This is a genomic window from Marinobacter sp. NFXS11, assembly GCF_040148675.1.
In the GTDB taxonomy this organism is placed as follows: domain Bacteria; phylum Pseudomonadota; class Gammaproteobacteria; order Pseudomonadales; family Oleiphilaceae; genus Marinobacter.
This window is the reverse complement of sequence record NZ_JAGDDV010000002.1, coordinates 1,347,838-1,372,511: the sequence shown is the minus strand read 5'-3', so window position 1 is coordinate 1,372,511 and position 24,674 is coordinate 1,347,838. Positions and strand designations below refer to the sequence as shown.

Below are 24,674 nucleotides of genomic sequence, written 5' to 3'. Positions count from 1 at the left end.
CCTTTTTTGTAGGTCCGATCTTGCCTAACCTTCTGTCGGCCTCACCTCATCCTCAAGCGCATCCACCATGAACTGAGGCATTGCCAGCGCACCGCGATGAACACCGGCGTTGTAGTAGCGGGTTACGAACGGGCGATTGTTGGCATCTTCCTCTCGGAAATACTTGATCGGATTCTCCTTGCTCGCCATGGTGCAACTCCACCAACCCGTCGGATAAACCGGCTGCGGGAATGGCAGGGTCTGCACGTGCTCGAATCCGGCCTTGCGCATGTCCTCGTGAATACCCTTGATGATGCTCTCGGTGTGGAGCAGCGGCGATTCACTCTGCTGAACAATAATCCCGCCCTCGCGCAGCGCCAGCATGGCATCCCGATAAAAATCCAGGGCAAACAGACCTTCAGCGGGGCCTACCGGATCGGTGCTGTCGATAATGATGAGGTCAACGCTGTTCGGCTCAATATCCCGCATCCACTGGATCCCGTCGCCAAAGAAGAAATTGGCGCGCGGGTCGCTGTTGGCCTCGCACAATTCCGGAAAGTACTCTTCAGATACTCGGGTTACCCGTTCATCAATTTCCACCTGCCAGGCTTCCTCGACGCCCGGGTGCTTGAGCACCTCTTTCAGGGTGCCACAGTCTCCGCCGCCAACAATCACCACCTTTTTCGGATCGCGGTGGGTAAACAGGGCCGGGTGCGTCATCATCTCGTGGTACAGGAAGTTGTCGCGGGTGGTCAGCATTACGCAGCCATCCAGAACCATCAGATTGCCAAAGGTCTCGGTCTCGTAGATTTCCAGTTTCTGGAACGGCGTCTGTTCCTCATGGAGCTTCTTTTTCACCTGCAGGGAGAACGCGGTCCCCTGATCCTGGAATACCTCGGTAAACCAGCCGTCATTGAGTGCTGTCATGTCTTGCCTCCCGCTGTGGGCCATGGGCTGAATTGAAAGGGCGTATTGTAGGGATGCCCCACCGTGAGCTAAAGCGATAATCGCGGTGAAACGCCATGTATTTTCCGCAGCCGATGCTTTTAGCCGGGGATGGGAATCCATACAATGGCGGCCAGTGTTTCCTGACAGGATAGCAAGCATGAGCGAAGCCAGCGCCACACCGGCCCACAAGGTTTACAACATTGCCCACTGGAGCGATGGCTACATCGGTGTCAATGATCAGGGCCAGGTGCTCATCCGCCCGGATCGTGGCCACAGCCCGGCCCGCATCAATCTGCCCGAACTGACCCGGACGCTGACCGAGTCCGGGGTCCAGCTGCCGGTACTTGTGCGCTTCGTTGACATCCTGCACGACCGCGTTAACAAACTCTGCAATGCCTTCAACAAGGTTGCAGAGGAGCACGCCTACCAGGGCGGCTACACGGCGGTTTACCCCATCAAGGTCAACCAGCAGCGCCGCGTGGTCGAAGAGCTGCTGGCTGCCGAGCCCGCCGCCTCCAACGGGCAGATCGGGCTTGAAGCGGGCAGCAAGCCAGAGCTGATGGCGGTGCTGGCAATGTCGCAGCAACCCGGATCAGTGATTGTCTGTAATGGTTACAAGGACCGGGAATACATCCGCCTGGCCCTGATTGGCCAGACTCTGGGCCACCGGGTGTTCATCGTGGTCGAGAAGAAGTCGGAACTGCCACTCATCCTGGAAGAGGCAAAAAGCCTGGGCGTTTCACCGCTGATCGGGGTTCGGGCCCGGCTCGCCACCATCGGTAAAGGCAACTGGCAGAACACAGGCGGTGAAAAGTCGAAATTCGGCCTGTCCGCCAGCCAGGTTCTGGATGTCGTCGACACCCTGCGCGAGGCGGGTGCCCTGGATACCCTGCAGCTTCTGCATTTCCACCTTGGCTCTCAGATCGCCAATATCCGCGACATTCAGACCGGTCTCAGGGAATGCGCCCGCTTTTACAGCGAGTTGCGCCAGATGGGCGCCCCGATCGGCACGGTGGATATCGGCGGGGGCCTGGGCGTGGACTACGAGGGCACTCGCTCCCGCAGTAGCTGCTCCATGAACTACAGCGTGTACGAATATGCCTATAATGTGGTGCATGTACTCCAGGCCGAATGCGATCGCCACGGTACGCCTCACCCGGATCTGATCAGCGAATCCGGCAGAGCCCTGACCGCGCATCACTCCGTGCTTGTAACCAACGTGATCGACCACGAAGCACCGGAAAACCGGACACCGCAACAACCGGGGGCGACTGCCTCAGCGCCGCTGCACGATCTCTGGCGCGACCTTGAAAGCCTGCAGGACACAAACACCCCCCGCTCATTGGCTGAGATCTACCATGACGTACTCCACGCCATGGCCGATGTTCACGCCCAGTTCGCCCACGGCGTACTGTCGCTCCAGGAGCGGGCGGATGCTGAAACCCTGTACACCAGCTGCTGCCGACTGCTCCGGGATCAGCTGGACAGCAGCAACCGGGCTCACCGGGAAATCATCGACGAACTCAATGAGAAACTGGCGGAAAAACTCTTCGTTAATTTTTCCCTGTTCCAATCACTGCCCGATGTCTGGGGCATTGATCAGATCTTCCCGGTTATGCCGATCAACGGCCTTAATCGCCCACTAAACCGACGGGCAGTTATCCAGGATATTACCTGCGATTCGGACGGGCGTATCGACCGCTACGTCGATGGCCAGGGCACGGAGACAACCCTGCCCTTACCCGAAGAACGGTCGGGCGAGCCTTTACTAATGGGCTTTTTCATGACCGGCGCGTATCAGGAAATTTTGGGCGATATGCACAACCTGTTCGGCGACACTCATTCAGTGGACGTCCGCCTCACGCCAGAAGGCGGTTACGAGATCAGCGCCCCCATCACCGGGGACACCGTCGCCAAGGTGTTGCGCTATGTGAACTTTGAACCCGAGGCCCTGATGGAGGCCTATAGGCGCAAGTTTGCCGCCTCCGCGCTGGCAGCGGAAACCCAGGCCTCGCTTATGGCAGAGCTGGCCGCCGGCCTGGACGGTTATACCTACCTCGAGGAATAGCCCACGTCAGAGCTTCTGATGCTTCCGACGCCAGGCACTGGGAGAAACGCCTTCCCACTTGCGGAAGGCCCGGCCAAAGTTGGAGGGGTCACTGTAGGCCAGAGCGTCGGCTATCTCATCAATGCTCAGCTCATTGCGGCGCAGCAGTTCAAGGGCTCGGCGGTGGCGAATGGAATCCTGCAGCTGCTGGAATCGCACCCCTTCGGATGCCAATTGCCTGCGTAGCGTCCTGGTGGACATTTTCAAGTGTTCCGCCACCTCCTCCAGAGACGGTAACCGCTGGCTTCGCCCCGTCTCGAGGAGACGCACCACCCGGTCCGAAACCGATGTAGAACCCTCGATGAATCGCATTTCCTCCTGGCACTGGGCCTCGGCAATGCGACGGGTCACCGGATTCGACAGTGACATGGGGGAGTCGAGAAAAACCCGCTTGAACCGCAGCTGGTTCACACCGCTGCCAAACGCAATCTGGCTGCCGAACAGCTGTCGATAGGCCAAGAGATCATCAGGCTCCGGAAAGTCCAGCAGGCATCGCCCGCCTTCCAGCAGCCGATGGCCAAAAAGCAGGAGATTCACATCCATCAGTGACGCCATCACCACATCAACATTGAACCGGTACAGGTCCTCAATGCTGTGCGCCAGGTCCAGCTGGATCACGGCCTCATGTTCCTCCACGAAGAACGACAGGCTCATGTAGACAAAGCGGATCTGGAAATACTTGATCAGCACCGTAAGCGCCTGCTCAAGCGTATCGCAGCTGATGGCGGCCTGGGCCAGCGAGCCATGGGTCGTGAACTTCAGCCGCTTTCCGAATTCAAGTCCGAGGGCAGGATCACCACTCTGCACAAGCGCTTCGCGACACAGGGCACTGAACTGCTCGACGGTAATGAAATTGTCCGGATGACCGAGCATGGATGGACGGATACCGGAAGCCGACAATAGCCGGGACCGCTGCAGGCCAAGGTCCTCCGCCAACTGGCAGAGGATATCCGCATAGTGCGCCCGGATAACGGGCAGGTTTCCGGTAAAGCCGGGAGCATTCATGGAGGTAGTTGTCGTCCGGAGTCGATTTATTGCTCAGACTAGACCGCTCTGCCGATTCCGGCAATCACCTGCGAGACGATTCAAAACCGTCGCTGATGCCAGCTTTCTCTGTTTTTTCCGACAAAGGCTGATCCACCTGATTCACCGATCCGTAAATCTAGACACTGACAAACCCGGGACGAGTGCATAGAATGATGACCAGAACAAGCTCAAATCATGCGACTGTCAAGGAGCGTCCGGTGACCACACTGGATCAAAAGCCAGCAAGTTCCGAGGGCCGCAAGGACCAATGGAGCCAGATGCTGCAGAAAGTGGGCAAGAACCAGGATCGCGAAGCGTACCACGCGCTGTTCGAGCATTTTGGCCCGCAAATCAAGTACTACGCCATGGCGAACGGTCTGGCGAGTCATGCGGAAGAGCTCGTGCAGGAAGTTTTCGTGTCGATCTGGAGACGCTCTTGCCTCTACGACTGGCGCAAGGCGGCCGCATCAACCTGGATTTTCACCATCGCCCGTAACCAGCGCATCGATATGTTGAGGAAGATGCAGCGTACCAGCGCTGAAATGCCAGTCGAGACAGAAGACCTCTGGCAGATTCCGGGCGAAAACGAAAACGAGCCGGTTACATCTTTGCATCGTCTCATGTCCGAACGGCGAATCAGGGAATCCCTGAGTCATCTGCCGGAAGAACAAATTACGGTCATTGCCAAGGTGTATATGGAAAACAAGTCGCACCAGATGGTTGCAGACGAGTTGGACATCCCTCTTGGCACCGTGAAAAGCCGGGTCCGCCTGGCGTTGAATAAACTGAAAGTGATTTTGCAGGACCAGAACGTATGACACGGCACCATCCCGACAGCCTGAGCCTGATGGAGTACAGCGCAGGTAACCTGAGCGAGCCCCATGCCCTGTGCATCAAGCTCCATCTGGACAAGTGTTCCCTCTGCCGCAGCCGTGTGGACACGCTCGATAGCCTTGGGGCTGTGATGATGGAGCAGCAGCCAAAGGTGAGTGTCTCTGAAAGTATGTTCGACAGCATTCTTTCAAAGATTGATAGCGAACCGGCAGCCGAGCCTGTGACACCAGCCATCCCGAGGGTTAGCGCCCTGCAGAAGCTACTGGGTGAAGATCTCAATAGCTTGCCTTGGAAGCGCCAGTTGGGCGATGTGAGTGTCCTGGACATCACCGATCGGTTCCCCGGACAGAAAGAGCAGGTTGTGCTCCAGAAGCTCGCTGCCGGCGGCAAGGCGCCTGCCCACACGCATCGCGGGGAGGAAACCACGATCGTCCTTCAGGGTGCGTTTGCCGACCAGAAAGGGGTGTTTAACCAGTGGGATTTCGTGGTCCTGAACGATGAGGACGAGCATAAACCAGTCGCGGTTGGTTGCGAGGATTGCATAACACTCTCCGTGTTGAGTGCCCCGGTGAAGCTTACGGGCACCTTTACCCGGATGCTCAATCCCTTTATTCGGTAACCTTCCACCGAATGACGGACACGAAAAAGGGGCGATGGAAATCGCCCCTTTTTTGTATCCGATGCCACGGCGTCCGAACTACCAGGGCAGTTCTGTACCATCCCAGCTCAGAAACTTCCCGTTATCGTCCTCCCCCAGTCCATCCAGCACCTCCAGAAGGTTGGTAGCCGTTTCCTCTGGAGTATGCACTTTAAGCTTGGCGAGAGATTGGCTGAATGGTTCGCTCAACGCCGATTCGGTCGTGCCAGGATGCAGGGATACGCAGGCAACCGGTTTGCAACGGCGCGGCAACTCAATGGACAGGTTGCGAACGAGCATGTTCAGTGCCGCTTTTGAACTGCGATAGGCATACCAGCCGCCAAACCCGTTGTCGGTTATCGAGCCAACCTTGGCGGAAATAGCCACCACCCGTTTGAATTCCCTATGTCGCAGCCATGGCAATAACGCCTGGGTCAGCAATCCGAAACCGGTTGCGTTGACAGCAAACGCACGCGCCATACTCTGCGGATCGAGGTCTTCAAGGCGCTTCTCCGGGAACATATCCGGCCCGTGAAGCAGCCCCGCGGCATAAATAAAGCTATCAATCCCCTCCTTCCCGTTTAGCAGCGATTCCAGTGCCTCGGCAATCGCACCGGACGCCGCACCGCTTTCCGCATCCCAGGGCAGCAAAGTGATGCGCTGATGGCTGCGCAAAGCGTCCGGCGCATTCTCCGGATCACGGCACAACCCGATCACCGTGGTTTGCGAATCACGCTCAAGCAACCGGCTTGCCAAAGCGCCACCGATTGCGCCGGAAACCCCGGCTATCACCACTTGTTTCATTTGAGACCTCCTTGGTTCAGGAAGACATACGAAAATTCTATCGTCCAGACTGCCAGCCCGGTGAACCAGCGCATTAAAACGGGCGTATGAAACCAGTGTTCAAATCATCTTTGGGTCGCTGCCAAATATTGCAGCGCTCCCGTTAAAACGGCGCACCTAGGAGAGTATCCATGCAATACCAGGCTCCGGCGAATGACCTTCGCTTTCTGTTGTTTGATGTATTGGGCGCAGACCGGCTGCATGAGCTGGAAAAATACGCCGATGCCACCCCGGATCTGATTTCAGCGGTCATCGACGAGGCCGGCAAACTGGCAGCTGAGGTGATCCAGCCCACCAACCAGGCCGGCGACCGCGAGGGCTGCACTTACAATCCTGAAACCAACTCTGTGACAACACCGGAGTGTTTCAAGGACGCCTACAAGAAGTTTGTCGAGGGCGGCTGGACCGCGCTGGACGCGCCACTCGAATACGGCGGTCAGGGTTTGCCGCATACCCTGAAGTTTGTGGTGGATGAAATGGTGTGTTCCACCAATCTTTCCCTCGGCATGTACCCCGGGTTGACCCACGGCGCCATCAGCGCCCTGCATGCCCACGGTTCCGAAGAACTGAAAAAGACCTACCTGGAGAAGCTGATCTCCGGCGAGTGGACGGGCACCATGTGTCTCACAGAACCCCAGTGCGGCACCGACCTGGGCCTGATTCGCACCCGCGCGACTCCGAACGATGACGGCAGCTACGCGCTTGAAGGCACCAAGATCTGGATTACCGGGGGCGAGCACGACCTGGTGGACAACATCGTACATCTGGTGCTGGCAAAACTGCCTGGAGCTCCAGATACCACCAAGGGAATTTCGCTGTTCGTGGTTCCCAAGTTTCTGCCGGACTCCGGTGAGCGCAACCCGGCCTTCTGTGGCGGTCTCGAACACAAGATGGGCATCAAGGGCTCTGCCACCTGTGTGATGAACTTCGAAGGTGCCAAGGGCTGGCTGGTAGGCGAGCCGAATGATGGCATGCGTGCCATGTTCACCATGATGAACGAGGCGCGCCTGATGGTGGGCATGCAGGGCCTGGGCCTGGCAGAAATGGCCTACCAGGAAAGCCTCGGCTTTGCCCGTGAGCGCCTGCAGAGCCGTTCACTGAGCGGCTCGAAAAACCCGGATGGCCCCGCTGATCCGATCATCGTGCACCCGGATGTACGCCGGATGCTGATGCGCCAGAAAGTCCTGAACGAAGGCATGCGTGCCCTGGCCCTGTTTGCCGGCCACCAGCTGGATCTTTCGGTCGCCCATCCCGATGAAACCGTACAGGAATCCGCGGACGATCTGGTTCAACTGCTCACCCCGGTGGTGAAGTCATTCCTGACGGACGAAGGCTTCAACAACGCCAACACCGGGCTGCAGGTACTTGGTGGTTCCGGTTTCACCACCGACTGGCCGCTGGAGCAACTGGTGCGGGACGGCCGGATTGCCCGGATCTACGAGGGCACCAACGGTATTCAGGCCATGGATCTTGTGGGCCGTAAGCTGAGCCTGAAAGGCGGCCAGCTGGTGCGCACTCTGTTTGGCACCCTGAGCGGATACCTGAAGGACAACCCGGAAGCGCCGCACCGCGAAGAGCTGAAGAACGCGATGAAGGCACTTGAGAGCGCCACCATGTGGCTGGCCAGCAATGCACCGAAAGATCCGGAGCAGGCGGGCGCTGCCGCAACTCCGTATCTGCGCCTGATGGCGCTGACGGTCATCGGTTACCTCTGGTCCCGGATGGCCAACGTGGCCAACGAACAGCTTGCCGCCGGCGAAGGCAACAAGCCCCTGCTCGAGAGCAAGGTTGTCTCTGCCCGCTTCTACTTTGAAAAGCTGCTTCCGGAAGTCGACTGGCTGCTGGGCGACATTCAGAGTGGCAAGGACAGCCTGATGGCGTTCTCGGACGACCACTGGGCCGCGTGATCCGCTATCCGGCCAAGGTTCTCCCGGCCTGGCCGGAAATGACCGATCAATGACAGCTTGTGACCTTCAGGTGAATGCATCGGGCATTGATAATGATCACGTTGATTAGTGTCTCTGAACTAGTCCCGCCCAGCTCCCCGTCGGACTGGGTACTTTGAAAGCCACGCCCTGCGTGGCTTTTTTTATGGTCCTTTTTTGTCTGCGCGGTCACTGGGTTACAATTGCGATCTTTGATTCTGTCCGGCCTACGACCGGACCTGCACGGGGATACCATGAACGCCGACGATTACGCTTTCCGCTTTGGTGGCATAGAACGACTCTACGGGCGCCGGGCCCTGGAAGCCTTTCGTCACGCCAATATTGCCGTGGTCGGTCTTGGCGGAGTCGGGTCCTGGGCCGCTGAAGCCCTGGCCCGAAGCGGCGTTGGCACCATCACCCTGATCGACATGGACGATGTCTGTGTGTCCAACACCAACCGACAACTCCACGCTCTCGAAGGTCAGTACGGGCGCACTAAAACCGACGCCATGGCTGATCGGCTGCGGGCCATCAACCCGGACGCAGACATTCGGGTACATTTCGGTTTTCTGACCACCAAAAATGTCAGCGAACTCATTAACGACGGCATGACCGGCGTCATCGACGCCATCGACAGCGTCAAGGCCAAGGCCGCACTGATTGCCCACTGCCAGCGCCGGAAAATTCCGCTGGTGTGTGCCGGTGGCGCGGGGGGACAGATCGATCCTACCCAGATCCAGGTGGCCGACCTCAGCAAAACCACCCAGGACCCACTGTTGGCCAAGGTTCGAAACCTGCTGCGGCGGGAATATGGCTTTTCAAGGAATCCGAAGCGTCGCTTCGGCATTGAGGCCGTATACTCCCTCGAGCAGCTAACGTATCCTGCCGGAGACGGGGAAGTGTGCCATCAAAAACCTGCCACCGACGGCCCGGTGCGCCTGGATTGCGCCTCCGGCTTTGGCGCCGCCAGCCCGGTAACCGCCAGCTTTGGTTTATTTGCAGCTTCCCGACTCCTGAACCGGATTGCCCGGCGCGCCAACCAATAGATCAACGGAACTGAAACCATTATGCCAGTCAGTACTGTCCTGCTTCTTGCCAGCATTGGCGTCTTATCCCTGTTCTGCCAGTGGCTTGCCTGGCGCGTGCGCATGCCCGCCATCCTGTTCCTGTTGGCGGGTGGTATTGCCGCCGGCCCCGTCCTGGGGTTTCTGGCGCCGGAAGTGGTGTTCGGTGATCTGTTGTTTCCGGTTATTTCCCTGGCCGTCGCCATCATTCTGTTTGAAGGCAGCCTGACCCTGCGCTACGAGGAAATACGGGGCCACGGCAAAATGGTCCGCAACCTCATTCCGGTAGGTTCTATTGTCACCTGCATCATCGGCACCCTGGCCGCCCGCTGGCTTCTGGATGTCTCCTGGGCGGTCGCCCTCTTGTTCGGCGCTATCTCGATTGTCACCGGCCCGACGGTTATCGCGCCGCTGCTGCGCTCCGTGCGACCGGATTCGAAACTGGCCAACATACTGCGCTGGGAAGGCATCATCATTGACCCGGTCGGCGCTCTGCTGGCGGTTCTGGTATTCGAAGGGATCGTGTCCTGGGGTCAGGGCAACGTGTTTGGCCACTCGGTGTATATCTTTGGAAAAACCCTGGCCGTGGGCTTTGTGATCGGTGCGGTTGCCGGATATCTCAACGGCATTGTGCTGCGCAAGCACTGGATGCCGCAGTACCTGCACAACGCCGGCACACTCACCTTCATGCTCGGCGTGTATGCGATTTCGAACGAGTTGGCCCATGAATCCGGTCTGCTGACCGTCACCGTCATGGGCATCTGGATGGCCAACATGAAGCAGGTGCCCATTGATAGCATTCTGGAGTTCAAGGAATCCCTGAGCGTTCTGTTGATCTCCGCCCTGTTCATCATCCTGGCGGCGCGGGTTGAGTTTGCGGCGATTGCCGAATTGGGTTGGGGCCTGGTGGCGGTGCTGGCCCTGCTGATGCTGGTGGCCCGCCCCCTGAGTATTTTCCTGTCGGCCATCGGCACCAACCTGAACTTGCGGGAAAAACTATTTCTGAGCTGGATCGCCCCCCGGGGCATCGTCGCCGCCGCGGTGTCAGCGCTTTTCGCTTTCCAGCTGCAGAAGCTGGGTTATGAAAGTGCCGGCGCCCTGGTGCCCCTGGTGTTTATGCTGATTATCGCCACCGTTACTCTACAGAGCCTCACCGCCCGGCCGGTTGCCCGCCTGTTGAAGGTCGCGGAACCAGCGGAATACGGCTTCCTGATTCTGGGCGCCAATCCGGTGGCCCGTATGATTGGCATGGCCCTGAAAAAGTATGAGGTGCCCGTGACCCTGGCCGATACCAACTGGGAAAACGTTCGTCAGGCACGTATGGAGAACCTGCAGGTGTACTTCGGCAACCCGGTTTCCGAGCATGCATCGACCCATCTGGACCTGACAGGCATTGGCAAGCTGCTGGTGATCTCCCCGTACAAGCACATGAACTCGCTGGCCACGTACCACTTCCTGGACTGGTTCGGAAACAAGTGCGTATTCAGCCTGGCCGAAGGTGATCAGGACCAGAAGGCCCGGCATCAGACGGCTGAAAAAATACAGATGACCAGGGGCCTGTTCAATGGCGTCAGCTACGCCAAGCTGGCCAGTCTGGTGAGCCAGGGTTACACCGTAAAGACCACCCAGTTGAGCGAGGAATTCGGTTACGAGGAGTTCCTGAACAAATACCAGAACCAGGCCCTGGTACTGTTCACGTTCGACAGCAAGGAACACGTCGCCCCGGTTTGCAGCATGAAAGATCTGAAACCGGAAGATGACTGGATCCTGATCAGCCTGGTACCGCCCCAGGCCCGCAAGGAGCGCAAGGAGAAAGAGGTAGGGGAACCATCGGCCAGTCAGGATCAACCGGCCGATCAGGAACCCTCATCGACAATCTAGCACCAGCTTGCCGCGCACGTGCCCGCCTTCCAGCACTTCGTGGGCCTGCGCGACATCGTCCAGCGCAAACGCCTTTTCGATGTGCACTTTGACGTCGCCGTCCTCAATCAGTTCGGCAATCTCATCCAGGTGAAATACGTCCGGACGGACAGTCATGCCATGGGCGCGTAAACCCATTTCCTCGGCAGCACTGATAATTTCGTCGGCGGTAACCGTCGGGATGGTCACAAGAACGCCCTGCTCACCCAAGGTGTGCAGGGAGCGTTTTCCGGTCTCACCGCCAACAAGATCCAGTACCACGTCGAGGCCATAGCACTCTTCGGCGATATCCGTGTTGCGGTAGTCAATCACCTCGTGGACCCCGAGTTCCGCGAGGAAATCCCGGTTACTGGCCGAGGCCGTTGCAATCACATGGGCACCGCGCTCCAGCGCAAACTGCACCGCAAAATGGCCAACGCCACCGGCGCCGGCGTGGATCAGGATTTTCTGCCCCGACTCCAGTTTCGCCATCTCGAACAGAGCCTGCCATGCGGTCAGTGCCGCCAGGGGCAAGGCACCTGCAGACACCAGGTCCAGTTCTTCCGGCACGATGGCCAGTTCATCGGCCGCCGCCAGGGCATACTGCGCATAACCGCCACCGCCGGCCGGGAATCCGACCATGCCCATGACCCTGTCACCGGGCGCCAGGGTGGTCACGCTTGCCCCCACTCCGACAACCTCTCCGGCGACATCGTAACCGGGCGTCCATGGCAACGAATTCTCGATCTGCCGCGCCGCAAAACCAAGCCCCTTCCGGGTTTTCCAGTCGATCGGATTGAGCCCGGCACCGTGCACCCTGACCAGGACCTGATCGTCTCCGGGGACTGGCACATCGGCCGTGACCACTTGCAGGACGTCACGCTCACCAAAGCGATCGTAGATCACATGGCGCATCGTGGCTTCAGCATTCTGATCGGCAGTATTTTCCATGAGGATCTCCGGACAACAGGTTAAACGGGATTGGCTTTGAACACGGCTAGCTGAAGTAAAGCACAAAAGACCTCGGGTGACCTACAGCCCTTTGCCTCCGGCTACCACAGCGGAACCGAGAATCTCGGCGAACTCTTTGGGCGCACGGGCAGGCCGCTGGCTTTTCAGATCAACACAGGCGTGAGTGGAAACCGCTCTGACCAGCGTCTTGCCATCCGAGGGGCGAACGAGCTGGAACTGCCGTGCAGACCGGAACCGACCATCGTAATCGGTCAGCCAGGTCCCCAGAACCAGTTGATCGCCGGCGTTCGCCGAGGCCAGGTAATCGATTTCCGTGCGGGTGATGGCCATCGCCTTGCCGGTTTTCTCGTGCAGTTCCCAGGTCATACCCAGGCTTTCTATGTGTGCCCAGCTGACGTCTTCCAGCCAGCGTACGTAAACAACGTTGTTGGCGTGCCCAAGCCGATCGGTATCCTCGGGCCGCACCGCTATCTCGATCGTGAAAGGCGCCGGCAGATCCCAGGCAATATCGTGTTGCTGCATCAGTTGCTGTCCCCCAGACCCGGAATGGCCCGCAACGGTAGCCGACCAATACGATCATTGTGAAGTGAACCAAAGTACAGGTTGCCATCGTGAGGATTCACCGAGGTGATTTCCTGCAGATGGGTACCCCGGGTGTCGTGGAGACTGGTAATAACCTCACCGTCCCGGTCGAACGCGATCACAAGGCCATATTCTTGTGGCGCAGGTTTAAGGCTGCTCGGGAGTTTGGCCACCAGATCCTTGAGCCAGGGCCGAGGGTGCATGGCATCCATCCTCGAATCTCTGAGGGTAGGAAACGCCACCCAGTAGCGCCCCTGATCATCCACCGCGAGGTTATCGGGAAAACCGGGCAGATTGTCGGCAAAGACTTCCGCCTGCCCGGCTTTGGGTCCGTGAATCCAGTATCGGAGGATGCGGTATTTCCAGGTTTCGTTAACCAGCACGTAGTCGCCCTCCGGAGATACCGCAACACCATTGGCAAAATGCAGGTTGGCCAGGAGAACTTCGGCCTTGCCGGTTCCTGGAGAGTAGCGGAGCAAGCGGCCATGGGGACGCATTTCCAGAAGATCCAGCATGTATTCCGGCTGGTGGAACTTGGAACTGGCGTCGGTAAAATAAATGCGCCCGTCATCGGCAATGTCGACATCGTCGGTAAAGCGGAACAGCGTCCCCTCCGCCTCGCGGGCCAGTACGGTGATCTCTCCCTCGGGACTGATGGACAGCAGCCCCCGCCAGGAATCTGCGACAATCAGATTACCCTGGCTGTCAAACACCATGCCCAGGGGCCGACCATCGGTGGACAGCCAGTTTTCAACCCGGCCATCCGGGAACACCCGCACGATGTAGCCATCCTGGGTGCCGGTATAAAGCACACCATCCTTGCTCACGGCTGTGTCCTCGGGGCCGTATACCTGCCCCCGGGCGATCAGGTCCGCAAGCCTCAGGCGCTCATTTGGCGCAACTTCGCCGGTCAGCGGAGGTGGCGATGGCGGGTTCCAGGCTTTGCTGTCGACGGGCGAGGGAGTCAGCAGGAAACTGCCAAGCAGCAGGAAAACAACCAGCAAACCCACCATCAGCCATTTCATACACTCTGCCCGCCTGTTGTTATGTCCATTCCTTGTGTCAGCGATTGGCCCACCTTAGCAGACGGGCCGGTGAGCAGGAAAATGCCCTACGCAGGGCCCCGTCATTCATCGGCGCTGAGGAAACGGCGGCACAGGGCCGCAAAGGAGTCGGCTTTCTCAGCGTGCAGCCAATGGCCGGTACCCTGGATAATACGCAGCTGTGCCTGCGGGAACAGTCGCTGGATATCATCCCGGTGTTTTTCCTGGATGTAGGCCGAATCCGCGCCCTTCAGAAACAGCACAGGACCATCAAACGGGCCATTGCCCTCAGGTGCCCTGGCCAGATGTTCGTAGCAGGCATCGATAACCGGCAGATTGAGCCGCCACCGGAACATTGGCCCGCCCTCCTGCTGGTCTTCTCGGGGAATCCGTTCCAGGTTTTTCAGCAGGAACTGGCGAACACCCGGCTCTTCGACAAAATCCGCCATCAGCCTGTCTGCGTCCTGACGGGAACGCACACCGGTCAGATCCATACTGGTCAACCCTTCCAGAATAGCATCGTGCCGGGGTTTGTAGTTTACCGGGGCAATGTCGGCCACGATCAATTTTTCCACACGCTCCGGCGCCTGGAGGGCAACCTGCATCGCCACCTTGCCACCCATGGAATGACCCAGCAGGCTCACCTTATCCAGGGCCTGGGCGTCCATGTAGGCAATGACGTCGGCGGCCATGGCCGGATAGTCCATGGTATCCGTGTGGGGCGAACTCCCGTGGTTGCGCTCGTCCAGTGCGTGAATCTGCCACTGGTCTTCCAGGCGGCGGGCGATACCCCCCAGGTTGTCCAGGGAGCCGAACAGCCCGTGCAGCAGTATCAGGGGCGGGCCTTCGCCGGTAATGCGGTGGTTCAGCGCAACAGTCATGGGCAGTCAGTCTCCGGATTGGTCTGCGTTCTCAGACCGGATACATTACCACTGCCAGTCTTGCGAGCAAGTGCCGGTATTAGCGGTCATTTTCCGTGGACGAAAAAAAGCCGGGCAAAGCCCGGCTTGAAGGTCATAGACGTGACGTCTGAAGGATCAGCAGTAGAAGATGCTGTTCAGATACTCGGCAAGCTCAATCACGTTTTTACGCTCAAGCTCGGTATGAGGTACGAAGATTTCCTGTTCCATAAAACACCTCCTGATTGCTTTTCCATTGCTTCAACCTGATACCCTGATGCTATCGTTAAAGCCACGGGTAACCCTTGACAGGCGGTTGCACCCACTTGACATTTTGTATCAGTCATCATGACAGGTCGTTAACTATCAACGTGACATCTGCCCAATCAGACTCCACCAGCGCACCCCTGGTCGCTGCCTCCAGCACGCTGGCGCTGGTTCACTATCTGGAACGCCAGGGTGTTCTCAATGCGCCACGGGTGGAACAGCTGACCGGGCTGGCCATGTCTGAGCTCACCGACCCGGACCGGCGCGTGCCCGCCGATGCCCATTACCGGCTGTGGGAACACGCCGAGCTGGTAACGGGCGATCCGGCTGTCGGGCTGAACGCCGGAAAAGTGGTGGATCCCGAGCGGATGGGACTGGTCGGGCATGTGTTTTTCAACTGTGACACCCTGGGTGAAGCCGTTACCCAGTACGTGCGCCTGCATCGGCTGATCAACGAGTCGGTATTCCTGAGCTTCGAACAGACCGCCGACCAGGCCATTCTCTGCTGGCAACCGGACATGGCCGAACATTACTGCCGGCAGGATATGGACCGGACCCTCGCCGCGGCCATCACCCGCACCCGCCACTTCATTCATCCGGGCATCCGGGCGGAATGGGTGGAGATCGCCCATCCGGCTCCGGTGTACGCTGACGAGTACGAAAAACTTCTCGGTGGTCCGGTGCGGTTTGACTGCGGTATCACCCGGCTGGCGTTCAACAGCCGGCATCTGGGGCACCCGATACCACGCCGCAATCCCTACGTGTATTCGGCAGTGCTGAAGCAGGTCAATACGCTGCTGGCGAGGCTTCAGAGCCGCCGCTCGTTCGGCCGCAAGATTCGCCGGCTGATCTCGAAGCAGATGGCGACCGAAAGAATCGATGCCGACAGCCTGGCCCGGCAATGCCATATGAGCCGCCAGACGCTTTACCGCAAGCTCAAGAAGGAAGGCCTGAGCTTCCACGGCCTGGTTGAGCAGGTTCGCCAGGACAAGGCGCTCAGATATGTTGCGGCCGACCAGTACGCTCTGGGTGAGATTGCTTTCCTGCTGGGATTTTCAGAACTCAGCGCCTTCAGCCGGGCGTTCAAGCGCTGGACTGGCACTTCACCGGCAGAGTACCGGGCAAGGCATCTGGCCACATCGGGGCCCTACCGCCACCGGGCAGATAAGGGAGCGCAATGATGGACGAGCTGTCTCTCGTTGCACTGGTGGTCGGAGCCGTTTACCTGGGCGCATTTGCCTGTATTTACCGTATTCTTCTGACCTACCGGACGACACAGGGCGCCATTGCCTGGGTCATTGCCCTGATCGGCCTGCCCTACCTGGCCGTGCCCATGTTCGTGCTGTTCGGGCGGCATCGGTTTGGCGGCTACGTGAAAGCCCGACGGCTTGGCGACGAATCCCTGACCAATCTGCTGAACCGGTTCGAGCAGCAAACAACCTCCATACCCATCCCCGCCAGCGAACGGTTCACCGACGAACTTCAGGTGCTCTGCCGACTGGGCCGGCAGCCGTTCACCGATGGCAACCGATGTACCCTGCTCCGGGACGGTGAGGCCACGTTCGAGGCCCTGTTCGAAGCCATGGAAGACGCCGAGCACTATATCCTGCTGGAATTCTACATCGTGCGATCAGACCGGGTGGGCCGCCGGATCAAGTCAATTCTCGAGCGCAAACTGGCCCAGGGTGTGGAAGTCTGGTTTCTGTATGACGACATTGGCAGCGTCTGGCTGCCGCGCAAGTACCTGAACCAGCTCGCCGCCGCCGGCGCCCGCGTGGCCTCGTTCGGTAAAGGCAACATCCGCCGGAGGCGGTTCCAGATCAATTTCCGGAACCACCGGAAACTGCTGGTCTGCGACGGCAAAATCGGCTTTGTGGGTGGCATCAACCTGGGGGACGAATACCTGGGCACCGCCATGGACCAGGAACCCTGGCGCGATACCCACTGCCGGATTGAGGGTCCGGCCGTCACCGGCCTGCAGCTGGCATGGCTGGAAGACTGGAACTGGGCCAGCAACGATTTTCCCAGCCTCGACTGGGCGCCGGTCAACAACCAGCCCGGCAACGACGAGGTGCTGATGCTGCCAACAGGACCCGCGGACAGCTGGGAAACCTGCACACTGTTTTTCCTCAACTGCATCAATAATGCCCGCACCCGGCTCTGGATCGCCTCGCCCTATTTTGTTCCGGATTTCCAGATCATGAACGCCCTTCAGTTGGCGGCGCTTCGGGGCGTGGACGTACGAATCCTGATTCCGGAGAAATCGGACAGCCGCCTGATTGGCCTGGCGGCTTACTCTTACCTCGTCCAGGCCTGCAAGACCGGCATCGGCATCTATCGCTACCAGCCTGGCTTCATGCATCAGAAAGTGATCCTGGTGGATGATCGATACGCGGCGGTGGGAACCGCCAACATGGACAACCGCTCGATGCGACTGAATTTCGAGATCACCGCCATAACCACCGCAAGGCATTTCATCCGGAGTGTGGAATCCATGCTGGAACACGATCTGGACAATTCCCGCCTGATGATCGAGAGCGACTACAAGGATCGGTCGATTCTGTTCCGCCTGTGTTGCCGGGCCGTCCGCCTGCTGGCGCCACTGCTATAGGCCATCCGTCCACTGGCTCCGGAATAGCCGATGTGCGACTATGCCAGGACGATTCAGCCAGTATGCAGTAGCGACAGATCACCATGAATGCCTTCAAGCCCAGAGAAACACTGACCGAACAGGTCGCACGCCACATCGAAAACCTGATTGCCTTTGGTCAGCTGCGCTCCGGTGAACGGATCTACGAGGGCGCCATGGCGAAACAGATGGACGTCAGTCATGGATCCATACGAGAGGGCTTGCTGCTGCTGGAGAAGCGGCATCTGGTCCGCAACGTACCCCGCAAAGGCGCGTTCGTGACCCCGCTGGATGAATACTTCGTGCGCAGCCTGTACGAGACCCTGGAGCTCTACCTCACCCACACCGGTCGCAAGCTGGTGCGTCACTGGCAGCCCGAGGATATGGCCCGGCTGGAGAGCTTGTATGAGCAGATGCAGGCCTGCTACAGGAAAAACGATCTGATGGCGTTTCTGGAGCTGGGCATTGAGTACACCAAGGCATCGCTGGCCTATGCCGACAACTACTTCATTGTCTCTGCCATTGATGACCTCTGGCCTTCGGCAAAGCGCTGTGCCTTCGTCGCCTTCCAGGAAGGAGGCAATCGTGTCATTGAGGACAACCTGTCCCACATGGAACAGTCAATCAGTGCCATCAAGGATCGGGATGAGGATCGCCTGGCAGACATCCTGCACCGCTATGCCCTGCAACAATGCCAGCAGGTTCTCACTGCCATTGAAAAGACCGGCAGCAGAACGGCCTGACGGCACTCAGTAAAAGAGCTGGGTGAACGAGAAACCAATGTTCAGGTAGGCCGTCCAGTTGTCTTCGTTGTTGTACGCCGCGGCCACCTGAACGGGGCCGAGGAAGGTATCCACGCCGGCGAATACGCTGGACGATTTCACCGAACTGTCCCAACTCGCCTCATCCAGAGAGGGCCAGGCATTACCCGCCTCGAACCCGGCGCCAACAAACCAGGGCAGCAGCGGGCCGCCAAAGGTCTGGCTGGCATAGGCTGAAACCATTAACGCGTTGTCGCCGGTGATCTCACCCGGCGCGTATGCCGATAGCCGGCGGAATCCACCCAGGCGGACGGCATTTTCAATTCCGGGGGTGCCCCGGGTTACCGCATGGCCGAAGACAAGTCCGGTCAGGGTCAGGCCTTTCCAGCTTCCGGTTCCCAGCGCCAGGCCGGTTACCGAATCGAACTCCCGGTCGGATCCCAGGCCCTCCCGTTCAAAACGTCCACGAAGTCCGGCAAAGCCACCGTCGCGAGGATAGAAAGTATCGTCCAGAGAGTCGTGTACCAGTTGCACGGCCAGCCCACCCTGGTGCACCGACCCCTCCGGCGCTACCGGTTGTCCGATCTGCTCGTCAACCGTGGCATAGCCCCGCGCATAGATCAGGCGAACTTCGGCATTGCCGCCGATTTCCATGCCCAGTGCCAGATCCGCTTTCCGGAAGGTCACATCCACCTCCGTAACGCGGGTTCCGGCGGCATCAAACAGGCTGAAGGTATCCCGGGAGTACTCGCCACCGAGCACCAGAAACCGCTCATAGCCGTAATCCAGCGGCTGATACCACTGACTGCGAACCCAGGGCTCGGTGCCCAGCTGGACACCGGTCTGCCACTCCCCGCCCAGGGCGTTGAGCTCGGTCATTCGAAGGGAAGAGGCGAGATTGAACCGGGTTTCCCCGTCAAAGTTGTCCTCATAACTCAAACCGAAGGACAGGTAGTTCGGCCCCCAGCTCTTCTCCTGAACGCGGATGGTCAGAACGGTTCCCTCGGGCAAAGACGACGTTGAATAAGACACAATCTCGTAATAGCCAAGCCCGTAGATCCGCTTGAGGTCGGCTTCCAGGCGGGCGGTGTCCAGTGGCTCTCCGATTCTCTGCCGGATTCGTTCCTTGAGGAAGTCCCGGGCCAACCGACGACTGTCTTCGATCTCGATGCGTGACACGATACGCGCACCCGCGTCCTGCGCTGAAACGCTGTCCCGCCACTCGGCCCAGGCCTTGCGGGATAACGCCAACGGACGCAGCTCGACGCCGTGTTCCCGGGCCGAGCTGGCGCCCAGCTCAAACAGCACCGGCGCATCGTAAAAGTCAGCGGAGGTGTAGCCTTCCAGGTCGGGGCGGATCAGAACATCGTCATCGCCGAGCAGATCCAGCTGCTGGTCGGTGTTCCGACGGGTCATGATGGTTGTGAGTTGACCGACAACGGAAAACGCGCCCCGCAGCTCGTCGGTTTCCATCAGACTGTCGGTAATATCCACTGCAATGATGATGTCTGCGCCCAAATCCCTGGCAACGCTGATGGGCAGGTTGTTGGCGACGCCTCCATCCACCAGCAACTGGCCATCACGTTCCACCGGCGCGTAAACCCCGGGAATACTCATGCTGGCACGAATGGCCTCGGACAGGTTACCGTCACCGATGACTACCTGCTCACCGGTCTCGAGATCGGTGGCAACAGCCCGAAAGGGAATGGGGAGCCGGTCGAAGTCTTCAACCAGGGCGGCGTTGCGGGTCAGCTCGTTGAGGATAAAACCAAGATTCTGCCCGGCAATCAGCCCACCGCCGACACGCAGGCCATCGGCGCGAACACCGATGCCCGGGACCACCGGAAACCGCCAGTCATCCTGCTTGCGCCGAACCGGCTTGTAGACCCGACCGGGATCGTCGCGAAAGCTGGAAAGCCAGTCCATCTCGATAAAGCGCTGCTCGATGTCACTGACCGGCATACCACTGGCATACAGGGCGCCGACTGCGGAACCCGCGCTGGTGCCCACCACCAGATCAACAGGAACCCGCATTTCCTCCAGAACCCGCAGCACGCCAACATGGGCCATACCCTTGGCGCCGCCGCCACTCAGAACCAGCCCTACCTTGGGACGCTCCTCAGCCGAAGCCAGTGGTGTCAGAAGAATCATGATGACGGCGATCAGTCGAGGGGCACTCCGGCCCCTGGGGATCCACTGGCTCACAATTGGGTCATTTCCGCTCCGAGGAGTCGTCGTCCGCCAGTGACAGGTGGGATACGTCAGGTATCATCGGCGGCGGCAGGTCACGCTCGACACCCAGATCACTGCCAGCCGGAGCCAGGCTCCACTCGTCCAGATGCTGAAACATCGGTGGCTCCACCTCGGTCTTCTCTGTCAGGTTGACCCCGACCGGATCCAGACTCAAACCGGAGCCGGAAAGTATCGTATCCACCTTCTCGCCCGCCACCGGCAGACGATCGCCAGGCTCGGTTTCAGGAACCCCACGGCGCTGCTCTTCCGCCGGCGGAGCAGAGGGCGCTGGCTGCGGACGGGGCTGACTTGCGGGGGCCGACGGGGCTGGCTGTGGTGCCGCACTGGCAGCAGGCCGGGCGTCAGCCATCGGCTGGACATAAGCTACCATGCCGTGCTTTTTCAATACCGCCCGGTATTTTTCAGCCTGAACCTCTTCCAGCTTGTTGCGAATAACCACCGGCTGACCACTGAACATGCGATCAACCTGATCAAGAGAAGCCTTGAACAGGGTTCTGGCATTGTTGCGCGCCGTTTCCAGATCCGTTCCGGGAACGCATTCCCCTTTAAAGACAAGCTGAAACATGCGTTTTCCTCTCTAAGTCCGTCTTAACCACATCATAGTTGATCGTGCACCGGACCGGGAGCCCGAAAGCCCGGTCGTCACTGTATCGAGACTGCAAACAATTGAAAAATTAATGTCAGATATCGCGCAAATTGCGACAGACTCTGCAATAATCAACGGTAACCAAACTTTACAATTGGTTACAGATTAACCGGAATGTCACCAGGGAGTGGCCTCCAATGACGATCACACGCTCACTTCGCCTCGCTGTCGCAGCCCTTTTGCTATCGGCACCGCTTGCCCATGCCGAAAATCTTGACGTACTCATGAGCCAGGTATTTCCGGAAGCCCAGGCGACCTATATCGGGTACGAGAGCATTGAGCGACAGGATATTCCCGCCAGCGCGGCGGTGGAGCGAAAATACCTGATCGTGGATTTCCGCCTGGCTTCTACCGACATGGCATCTGAGCAGCTTCAGGCCAGTGTGCACAAGGTCTGCATGACTCTGCTGAAAGACCGCGACCTGATCCGCCAACTCTCGGATTCCGGTTACGACATGGTCTCGGTCGCTTTCGACCGTCGCTCCCAGTTCGATTGCCTGTAACCCACCCGATTCTTACTCTTCGCGGCCGAGCAGTTTCGGGAAGGCCTCAAGAGCACTGTTGACCGCGTCCAGGTTGAATGCCTCGACATCCGCAAGCAGTTTCTCCCCGTAACGGGTAACGGAGCGTGACCGGAATCGCTGGCCCCAGGCCAGCACCCGGCGTGCAAAGTCTTTCATCTGCTCCGGATCGCCACTCTCTCTCACAGCTTCCCACTCGTCACCAAAATCCGCCGCGAGCTGTTCCCGGAGCCAGCCCCGTTCCTGCATGCTGAGAGTCTGGGCCAGCAGCCGGTCGGATTCCTTGGGAACACCCTCGTCTTCCGCCTGCTCCACCGTCGCCTCAACCCGTGGCAAGGTCACCGTAAAGACCGAACCGGCACCTGGCTCACTCTCAACTTCCAGCTCTCCGCCCATCATACGGGCCAGCTTCCGGCTGATGGCCAGCCCGAGACCGGTTCCACCATAGCGCCGCGTGTTCTGCCCCTCCTGCTGCTCAAAGGCATCGAAAATCCGCTCCACCTGGTCCGGCGGGATGCCGATACCGCTATCGCTGACCGTGACGATCAACTTGTAGTACTGGCGTTCCGGCGCTTCCGGGTTCTGTTCCGCTTCTGCCGACCTCTTTTTGAGCGGCTTCGCGGTTGCCCGAACTGTTACACCACCGTCGTGGGTAAACTTGATGGCGTTGCCGACCAGATTGAACAGAACCTGCCGGAGGCGGGTTTCATCCAGCATCATGGCGCCGGGCATTCGCGAGTCGACACTCACTTCCAGGGTTATGCCCTGCTCCCGGGCCCGCAGATCGAAAATGTGTCGAACATCGTCCAGAAGACGACGGACCGATACGGCGGAATAGTCCAGCCGCATTTTTCCGGCCTCGATTCGGGACAGGTCCAAAATGTCGTTGATCAGCATCAGCAGACTTCGGCTTCCCGCCCGGATGGCGTCCAGGTAATTTCGCTGCTGCGGGTCGGTAACGCTGTTGCTGAGCAGATCGCTGTAACCGATCACCGCGTTCATCGGCGTTCGTATTTCGTGGGACATATTGGCCAGGAACTCACTCTTGGCAAGGCTGGCGGTCTCCGCCTCCCGGGCCAACCTCTCCGCTTCGAGCTTGGCAGCCCGCAACTCGTCTTCGCTCCGGCGCAGGGCATTCTCTGACCGGATGCGCTCATCCACCTCCCTCGACAACTTGCGGTTCCAGTAGAGGAAAATCAGCACCACCAGGATGGCGATCAGCACCACCCGCCGCACCACGGTGTAATCGGTCTCCTGCTCGATATCCAGGTGAATCCACCTGTTGTAGATGGATTCTGTCTCGCTGGCTTCGAGGCTGCCCAGCGCCTTGTTCAGCACCCGATGCAACTCAGGGTTGTCCTTACGCACGGCCAGTCGCAGATCGTACTGGTAGGGGGTGATGCTGGTAATCCTGAGGTTCGACAGCCCCAGCCGGGCCACGGTGTAACTGACCGCCGGAATATGGGTAACCATGACATCGAGGTCGCCATTGGACAGCGCCAGAAGCCCCTCCTCCACCGTGTCCATCGGGTAAAGATCCAGATTCGGATGATTGATCAGCAGGTAATCGTGGGCCGCATGCCGGTTCACCACACCCACCCGTTCCGTGCGGAGTTCCCGGAGATCGCCGATAAAGCGACCATCGTCCCGGATGGCAAGGGCGATGGGCACGGTCAGATAGGCCCGGGTAAACAGAAATGCCTCTTCGGTGCGCGGCGTCCGGGACAACCCGGGAAGAATATCCACCTGCCCCGAACGCAGTTTCTCTTCAGCATCCATGCGACTTCCAGCGACAGAGCGCGTAAACCGTACGTTCAGCTCGGTTTCCAGCCGGGTCAGCAAATCCGGAACCAGACCGGTGGGCCGGCCATCCTGGGTGTATTCAAACGGCGGCCAGTCCGCGCGAAACGCGACTTTCAGATCCGGATGCTGCTTGAGCCACTCCATATCCGACCCGGACAGTTCCAGGCCACTTCGTTCGAGGGACGGCTGATCGGCCTGCAGCCACGACTGTCGGATGGTACGGTGCTCGTTATGGCCGATTGCGGCAATGGCCTTGTTCAGCACCTGGTAAAGAAGATCCCGATCGGTATCCACCCGCAACACCACATCTACCGGGCTGTTATCGAGCAGTACCGACAGTCCGATACCATTTACCATCGCCGACTGGAGGTAATCGGAAACCACTGGCACCGGCGCCAGAAACGCATCGGCCTGCCCCGAAAGAATCTGGCCGACGGCTTCGCTGACGTTGCTGACCGGCACCGGCGTAAACTCCTCGACGGGGTCCAACATGGGATACTGGTTGGGGTCACCGGCAATAACCGCAATCCGGCTGCCCTCAAGATCGGCAAGGGTCCGAATAGCGGCGTCGCCGGCGCTGACGAACACGCCATAGGTAAGAGACATCAGAGGATCGGTAAAACGCTTGCCGGGCACCACGGGCATCCCGGGCATCCGTGTGGTCAGAACCGCATCAGTTGCCAGCTCACTCCTGACCGGGCCGCTATCCTGCCCGGTTTCCAGGACGATGGGCTCCATGGCGACGCCCAGCTTGTCCGAGAGCCGGGCAAGGTAGTCTATGTAGGTGCCGGCAAGCACGCCATTGCCGGTATCGAAAACCAGCGGCACCTGATCGCTGCGAAGACCAATGCGAAACCGGCCCTGCCCTTCCAGCCAGGTCAGTTCCTCTTTGCCTAGCACGGGGGCCGGCGATGCTTGCGGCGGTTCCGCCCGCAGGGGGGATTGAAACAGCGCCAACAGGCAGCATAGTAGAAAGGCAAGGGTAACCTTCACTGGATATCCTTAAGGGTTCCGCTACATTTCAGGGAACAATACC

20 protein-coding genes are annotated in these 24,674 nt (G+C 59.2%); 10 read left to right on the top strand and 10 right to left on the bottom strand.

What is annotated here, in order from left to right:
* Positions 1-24: 24 nt before the first annotated feature.
* Positions 25-906, bottom strand: a complete 882-nt coding sequence (speE, locus tag J3362_RS15295; protein ID WP_349520804.1) for a polyamine aminopropyltransferase — start codon at positions 904-906, stop codon at positions 25-27.
* 178 nt (positions 907-1,084) lie between these two features.
* On the opposite strand from speE, the gene speA reads away from it, so the two are divergent.
* Positions 1,085-2,995 carry a biosynthetic arginine decarboxylase gene (gene speA, locus J3362_RS15290; RefSeq protein ID WP_349520799.1) on the top strand — a complete coding sequence of 637 codons (1,911 nt, stop codon included), beginning with the start codon at positions 1,085-1,087 and terminating at the stop codon, positions 2,993-2,995.
* 6 nt (positions 2,996-3,001) lie between these two features.
* Here speA and J3362_RS15285 read toward each other — a convergent pair whose 3' ends face one another.
* Positions 3,002-4,039: an AraC family transcriptional regulator gene (locus J3362_RS15285; protein WP_349520797.1), complete on the bottom strand. Its 1,038-nt coding sequence runs from the start codon at positions 4,037-4,039 to the stop codon at positions 3,002-3,004.
* A gap of 239 nt (positions 4,040-4,278) precedes the next feature.
* On the opposite strand from J3362_RS15285, the gene J3362_RS15280 reads away from it, so the two are divergent.
* Both J3362_RS15280 and J3362_RS15275 read left to right on the top strand, forming a co-directional pair.
* Complete coding sequence (locus J3362_RS15280) at positions 4,279-4,878, top strand: sigma-70 family RNA polymerase sigma factor (protein ID WP_039881993.1); 600 nt, start codon at positions 4,279-4,281, stop codon at positions 4,876-4,878.
* Entirely contained in the window at positions 4,875-5,513 is a 639-nt protein-coding gene (locus J3362_RS15275) for a ChrR family anti-sigma-E factor (protein WP_349520794.1), read from the top strand. Before J3362_RS15280 ends, J3362_RS15275 begins: the two co-directional genes overlap by 4 nt.
* Positions 5,514-5,591: 78 nt before the next feature.
* Here J3362_RS15275 and J3362_RS15270 read toward each other — a convergent pair whose 3' ends face one another.
* Positions 5,592-6,335: an SDR family oxidoreductase gene (locus tag J3362_RS15270; RefSeq protein ID WP_349520792.1), complete on the bottom strand. Its 744-nt coding sequence runs from the start codon at positions 6,333-6,335 to the stop codon at positions 5,592-5,594.
* A 170-nt stretch (positions 6,336-6,505) separates the two neighbouring features.
* Here J3362_RS15270 and J3362_RS15265 point away from each other — a divergent pair, with 170 nt between their 5' ends.
* The 3 genes from J3362_RS15265 to J3362_RS15255 all read left to right on the top strand — a co-directional run bounded on the left by J3362_RS15265 (position 6,506) and on the right by J3362_RS15255 (position 11,244).
* The gene (locus tag J3362_RS15265; protein WP_349520790.1) at positions 6,506-8,281 is read left to right on the top strand and encodes an acyl-CoA dehydrogenase C-terminal domain-containing protein; all 1,776 of its coding nucleotides are present in this window, start codon (positions 6,506-6,508) and stop codon (positions 8,279-8,281) included.
* A gap of 272 nt (positions 8,282-8,553) precedes the next feature.
* The gene (gene tcdA / locus J3362_RS15260) at positions 8,554-9,345 is read left to right on the top strand and encodes a tRNA cyclic N6-threonylcarbamoyladenosine(37) synthase TcdA (protein WP_349520788.1); all 792 of its coding nucleotides are present in this window, start codon (positions 8,554-8,556) and stop codon (positions 9,343-9,345) included.
* 21 nt (positions 9,346-9,366) lie between these two features.
* Entirely contained in the window at positions 9,367-11,244 is a 1,878-nt protein-coding gene (locus J3362_RS15255; RefSeq protein WP_349520786.1) for a cation:proton antiporter, read from the top strand.
* Here the strand turns inward: J3362_RS15255 and J3362_RS15250 are convergent.
* The 4 genes from J3362_RS15250 to J3362_RS15235 all read right to left on the bottom strand — a co-directional run bounded on the left by J3362_RS15250 (position 11,230) and on the right by J3362_RS15235 (position 14,740).
* On the bottom strand, positions 11,230-12,213 hold the full coding sequence (locus J3362_RS15250; RefSeq protein ID WP_349520784.1) for an NADP-dependent oxidoreductase: 984 nt from the start codon (positions 12,211-12,213) through the stop codon (positions 11,230-11,232). The genes J3362_RS15255 and J3362_RS15250 overlap by 15 nt on opposite strands.
* Before the next feature lie 81 nt (positions 12,214-12,294).
* Positions 12,295-12,756 (bottom strand): acyl-CoA thioesterase, encoded by a 462-nt coding sequence (locus J3362_RS15245; protein WP_349520782.1) that lies wholly within the window; start codon positions 12,754-12,756, stop codon positions 12,295-12,297.
* Positions 12,756-13,841, bottom strand: coding sequence for an SMP-30/gluconolactonase/LRE family protein (locus tag J3362_RS15240; RefSeq protein WP_349520780.1), 1,086 nt, complete (start codon positions 13,839-13,841; stop codon positions 12,756-12,758). The genes J3362_RS15245 and J3362_RS15240 overlap by 1 nt, the downstream gene beginning before the upstream one ends.
* 101 nt (positions 13,842-13,942) lie before the next feature.
* Entirely contained in the window at positions 13,943-14,740 is a 798-nt protein-coding gene (locus tag J3362_RS15235; RefSeq protein ID WP_349520778.1) for an alpha/beta fold hydrolase, read from the bottom strand.
* Positions 14,741-15,129: 389 nt separating this feature from the next.
* Between J3362_RS15235 and J3362_RS15230 the strand changes: the two genes are divergently transcribed.
* The 3 genes from J3362_RS15230 to J3362_RS15220 all read left to right on the top strand — a co-directional run bounded on the left by J3362_RS15230 (position 15,130) and on the right by J3362_RS15220 (position 18,397).
* Entirely contained in the window at positions 15,130-16,206 is a 1,077-nt protein-coding gene (locus tag J3362_RS15230) for an AraC family transcriptional regulator (RefSeq protein ID WP_349520776.1), read from the top strand.
* On the top strand, positions 16,206-17,636 hold the full coding sequence (gene cls / locus J3362_RS15225) for a cardiolipin synthase (RefSeq protein WP_349520968.1): 1,431 nt from the start codon (positions 16,206-16,208) through the stop codon (positions 17,634-17,636). Before J3362_RS15230 ends, cls begins: the two co-directional genes overlap by 1 nt.
* A gap of 83 nt (positions 17,637-17,719) precedes the next feature.
* Positions 17,720-18,397, top strand: a complete 678-nt coding sequence (locus J3362_RS15220; RefSeq protein ID WP_008173234.1) for a GntR family transcriptional regulator — start codon at positions 17,720-17,722, stop codon at positions 18,395-18,397.
* A gap of 6 nt (positions 18,398-18,403) precedes the next feature.
* On the opposite strand, the gene J3362_RS15215 is transcribed toward J3362_RS15220, so the two are convergent.
* Positions 18,404-20,620, bottom strand: a complete 2,217-nt coding sequence (locus tag J3362_RS15215) for a patatin-like phospholipase family protein (RefSeq protein WP_349520773.1) — start codon at positions 20,618-20,620, stop codon at positions 18,404-18,406.
* 7 nt (positions 20,621-20,627) lie between these two features.
* Positions 20,628-21,233 (bottom strand): hypothetical protein, encoded by a 606-nt coding sequence (locus tag J3362_RS15210; RefSeq protein ID WP_349520771.1) that lies wholly within the window; start codon positions 21,231-21,233, stop codon positions 20,628-20,630.
* A 218-nt stretch (positions 21,234-21,451) separates the two neighbouring features.
* Between J3362_RS15210 and J3362_RS15205 the strand changes: the two genes are divergently transcribed.
* Positions 21,452-21,817: a hypothetical protein gene (locus J3362_RS15205; RefSeq protein ID WP_349520769.1), complete on the top strand. Its 366-nt coding sequence runs from the start codon at positions 21,452-21,454 to the stop codon at positions 21,815-21,817.
* Between the two features lie 12 nt (positions 21,818-21,829).
* On the opposite strand, the gene J3362_RS15200 is transcribed toward J3362_RS15205, so the two are convergent.
* Complete coding sequence (locus J3362_RS15200) at positions 21,830-24,631, bottom strand: ATP-binding protein (RefSeq protein WP_349520767.1); 2,802 nt, start codon at positions 24,629-24,631, stop codon at positions 21,830-21,832.
* Positions 24,632-24,674: the final 43 nt, after the last annotated feature.